Below are 4554 nucleotides of genomic sequence, written 5' to 3' on the forward strand. Positions count from 1 at the left end.
TGAAAACTATCTTGCCGCTCTCAAACTCGTCGCAGTCCGCCTCTGGTTACGCGATAATGAGTCTACGGCCTAGGCCTGGCACAAGCGAGGTGTACAGCCTCACGGATGCTGCCTGAAAGCCGAGCGGATCCCGGCCCGCTGAGAAGCTCCCCGGCTTCGTCCAGTCTGTTATGTTTGTCATATCCCCCCTATCGCCTCGGCTTACGGCGTCAAACGTCTGCGAGTGGCAGCTGTACCACCGTCGCCTTCAGGAAGCTGCCCGGCCGGAAAGGCGCCATTGATACGTTTGTCGGACCAACCAAAAAAGCTAATCCAAGCATCGAAGTCGCAGATTATCACTATGGACCGGTGCTCCTGGCGCGAAGCTCAAGCTCTGTTCGCGCCAAGACCCTGTCAGATGGTTCGCCGGAAGCCCCCAGCGGCGAGGTTACTCGGGCCACAGCATCCCGACATTGCCTGCTCCCCGAAAGGTCAGCTCGGATCACCTTTGGCGAGGTCCTCCCAATACATACGTCGTGCTTCCGACTCCAAAATCGAGCCAAAGTCGAGAGCCTTGCCGTTGCCTCTCATTTTCAAGATCGAACCGCGGTAGCTATACCAAAATTGGATTATATCCTTTCTGAAGGACTCGTAGTCGCTGACCCGACAGAATAGTGACTGCTGGCAGGAAATAATTCTCTCGACAAGCCGCACAGATGGCTCAATAGATCCTTTCAAGTTCTTTTCAGACAGGTAATTGTCAAATTCCTCTGCGACAATCATCGCCCGATCCTCAGGAGTTTTATCTTTTGCGGCCTCTAAACGTGCCTTATAGCTGGCCGCCTCGTTAAGCTCATATGAACCTTGAACTAGAGGAGCGACAAGCTGATCGTATTGCTTGCGATACTGTTCAGTAGGGTTTTGGAAAAGTGACAACCCAAACACGCCATTAAAGAAAGCCACCCCAAAGCCCAGCAAAGTCACAGCGGCAACTGCAATGGCCAGCTGTTGGCTAAACAATGACGAATCGGACTTTTCAGGCGTTCCGGTGTTACGGCCCTTTGCCATATTACCCTCATGTGCAGCAGTTGCAGCCACCGCATGTCCCACCGTTCGTTTCACCTCCTGGCTTAGCGAGCGAAGGCGAGCAGCTGAAGATAGCCAGAAAAGCCGCGACAGCGACGAAGCACACAAGACGAACCATGTTGTTCTCCTAAGATCAGCTCTCCTAAAACTTCAAATTATCGATGACATTTTTATCTATTCCTTGAATATTTGTTTTTTGCTGGTCCATCTTTCTAAGATCATCCTTATCAGTATTCTTTATGGCATCACTAATGCCATCCGTACCCGAGGATGGCTTCCATGGAAAGGTGCCTATGCACTTCGCTGGAGTTATCTTGCAGTCAACAGTTGGCTTTCTTTCGCCGACCTCTGGCTGCTGTGCCAAAGCGGGTGGGCCGAAGAGTAAGGCTACAATGATCGGAACCGTCCTTTTCACTGCGCGTCTCCTTCGGATACCATAGGCTTAGATCTTGGAAGGGCAAACGAAACGCGCCGGAAGCCGAAAGCCACGGGCCGGGCAAAGACTTGATTGAGTTGGATGTGGCTTGACTGCCTATTCTCGTAGGTCGCGTAATCGACGAATGGCTTGCTTTCATCAGGTTGGGTCGCTGAGGAGGTGCCGGGAGTGGGGATCGGCTCTGACTTGTCGGCGGCCTCTTCCTTGCTGATACGAGTCGACAATGAGTCGCCGCGGTACCGCTTTATTCTCAATTCCCTAGCAAGAAACACCTGCCCAACAATACTGATGCTGACCGGAAATATATATTTGTTATCGTGCGTGGCTTCGACATCCTTTCCCAGCGTATACCCCAGAATTTTCCTTGCTACATCATCGGTACAAAATTCAGCTGTAGCCTGATCACTGCAATATTTTCCCAATGCAAGCAACGAATCGACGACTGGAGCGCCATAGCTTTCAGCGTAGGGAATGGAAATTTCTTCAATCTCGCCAGAACGCCTACCGGCGAACAATCGCCAAAACCCTGACTCCGTATCGATATAATGTTTGACCGATATTCCGGGAAACGCGACCAGCGACAAATCGATTAGGTCCCCCGGTGTACTTGGAACCGAGGGTTCCGAGCTCGGCTGATCCCTCGCTGTCTTGCCATCTTCAATCTTGGTGTCGGGGAATCGGAAAGCTCTGGCTCCCCTCTTTATGCTCTCGCGCATATCTATGCGCCCAATCTTGACACCCCTGCCCTTGTAAACATTACTGGGATACCGGATCGTCTGTCCGCCGATTTCGCTTTCGGGGTCGTCCAGAGTGATATAGACGTCGCCGACAAGAAAATCTTCTTGTGGTGGATAGAGTGGCTGTATACCCAAACGCTCTATAGCTGTATTCCAAGCCACGGCGGCATTGTCACCAGGGAGCTCGGCAGGACTATCGAAGGGCCTCACCAGAAAGAAGACGATCAGTCCAAAGACCGCCAATCCTGATATAAGTGTCGCCTTAGAAACCACGATTGCAACGAATCTTTGCAGATTCATCCAAATCCACCCGCCGAGATGGACGTTGGGCGCCGCTTGTTGGACAGGCAAGCCGTCGCCAGGCGAGGCGGTCGCTCCGCCTTGATTGTCATCTGCATCTCCTGACACCTGATCTTCCCCATTGCTCGTTTAATTGGCCTGAATAGCGGAACCAATCATATTATAGGGCCATCAGTACTTAACGCCAAGCCCCACGGTAAATTGATCGACCTTCTCCAATGTATCCAGATTTCTACCTTTTTCGTATTTCGCTTGTATCGACATCAATTTGCTGGCGCCAAAGTCGTATGAAAGGGACGTCTCGAAATATGATATCTCTTTTATCTTTCCATTGGGAACCAAGAACGTACTGTACGAGATGTTATAGTTAAATCCGTCCAGGACTCCCTCTCCAAACAGCGTCAAGCTAATCTGAGGGCCAATCCAAAAGTAGCTGCCCTGCTCTCGCAGCGTATCATCAGTTCCGGCGTGCAATATTCTGCTATAAGCAGCCTTTATGGATGGGCTGATTTGAAACGACAAGGACCCTGGCGCTAGGTAATACACATTATCCACTCCTGATATTCCATACATCGGGGTATAGACAATGTTTCCGGATAGAAATTCAGCCTCACTGCTGAATGACCGAACGATTTTTGGAAAGGCTGAAATGTTTTGGTATAGACCTCCGATCGGGAAAGTTAGATCCCCGACAAAACCGGCACCAAGATTTTGCACTCTGGTCGTTTTGGTCTTCGTTTCAACGTATTGCTGTTCGTAGGTGAGGAAAGGGGTAAACTGGCCGATAAAGTGACCGTCTTCGTCGAATGAAGCGCGACCGACAGTGTATCCTACGGCGCCGTTGATGGAGAAGGAACTCTTTCCGGCAATTCGGTCGTCCGAGAGCGATAGGCTCGCCTGTTTCAGTGATTTGAACTTGTTGTCGTCTTGGGAATAATGCAGATCTTCAACGGTTTGGCGAATTGATAAGTGTTGCGGTAACTCTGGCGCGGAGCCTGGCGTCCCGTCCGGGCCAGGCGCAGCGGGCTCTTTGGTAGTTGGAGCCGAGTAGCATTCGACTTCGGTTTTGCCTTCCAGAAAACCGCCCAGGCCTGATGTCGTTACAGCCACGCGAGAAGTATCGAATGAGTTCACCCCCGCCTTTGTCGGCAGCGAGTGGGTACTGACAAATTCGATCAGCTTGACGTTTGCGTCGCCCAGTTTGTCGACAGCTCCCTTCGCACAAGTACTCGTCTTGCAGAACTCTTCGGGGCTTAAGAGTGCGTATGCCTGCTGCTTGTAGGTGAGACCGTTTCCTTCCGCATCGAGGTCGATGGCTGACAAACCGGCCTTCTTCTCCACTAGCAGCGCGACGAACTTCCGCGGATTTAATATGAGCCCTTTTCCGGCTGTCGCGCTGGCGGTACAAACGTCTTTCACTTTTGGAGCAAAATCGGACGCTGCAGACGCAATTCCGCTGGAATAGGCCAAGACCAGCGTTACAAGGAGAATCTCACGAGCATCCGGCATGACTTACCCCCGACGACGCAGGCTTTAAGCAGGCATAGCCCAGCGATACGCAGCGAGCCCATTGGCCGTCAGCTTGACTGACACCAAGCGGACAGCAACTGCGTTGATGAATGTCGAAATAGAGTCGCTCTCATGCTGGACGCGCCAGTTTCCCGGAAACCTTAGAGACTTCCCGCTTGCGCCAACCAAAGTCTCCGTAATTTCGTCACACATTTGCAAGTATCGGCCTTCCGTGAAGCCATACCCCCCCGTCGGAGCGCCGACGAACGTGCGACCTATGTTGACCGATGCCGAGGGTATGCCTACGGCCTTTCCAACCCAGTTCGTAACTATATTATATACAAGTATCCGAGCACTTGTAGGATCTGCTACCAATTCGTCCCCCTAATCAGCACTGTGCGAGACTAGTTGCAGGTTTCGGTTATTTTCGATGAATGGCACTTGGGTTCCGCGACGAATGAGTAGCGAGTGCCCTATGCCAAGGATTTTTCGGACGCTTGCTAGCGC

General features: G+C 51.8%; 4 protein-coding genes. All 4 read right to left on the bottom strand.

Translation table 11 applies throughout. The features are described from left to right. Nucleotides 1-471: 471 nt before the first annotated feature. Nucleotides 472-1089 carry a hypothetical protein gene (locus tag LB554_RS29355; RefSeq protein WP_224588300.1) on the bottom strand — a complete coding sequence of 206 codons (618 nt, stop codon included), beginning with the start codon at nt 1087-1089 and terminating at the stop codon, nt 472-474. A gap of 118 nt (nt 1090-1207) precedes the next feature. After that, entirely contained in the window at nt 1208-1480 is a 273-nt protein-coding gene (locus LB554_RS29360; protein ID WP_224588302.1) for a hypothetical protein, read from the bottom strand. Continuing rightward, a complete protein-coding gene (locus LB554_RS29365) occupies nt 1477-2646 on the bottom strand; it encodes a hypothetical protein (RefSeq protein ID WP_224588304.1) in 1170 nt (389 codons plus the stop codon). Before LB554_RS29365 ends, LB554_RS29360 begins: the two co-directional genes overlap by 4 nt. A gap of 63 nt (nt 2647-2709) precedes the next feature. Next, nucleotides 2710-4047 carry a hypothetical protein gene (locus tag LB554_RS29370; RefSeq protein WP_224588306.1) on the bottom strand — a complete coding sequence of 446 codons (1338 nt, stop codon included), beginning with the start codon at nt 4045-4047 and terminating at the stop codon, nt 2710-2712. Nucleotides 4048-4554 lie beyond the last annotated feature (507 nt).

The sequence above is a fragment of the Mesorhizobium sp. CO1-1-11 genome (assembly GCF_020164995.1).
GTDB classification, from domain to species: Bacteria; Pseudomonadota; Alphaproteobacteria; order Rhizobiales; family Rhizobiaceae; genus Mesorhizobium; species Mesorhizobium australicum.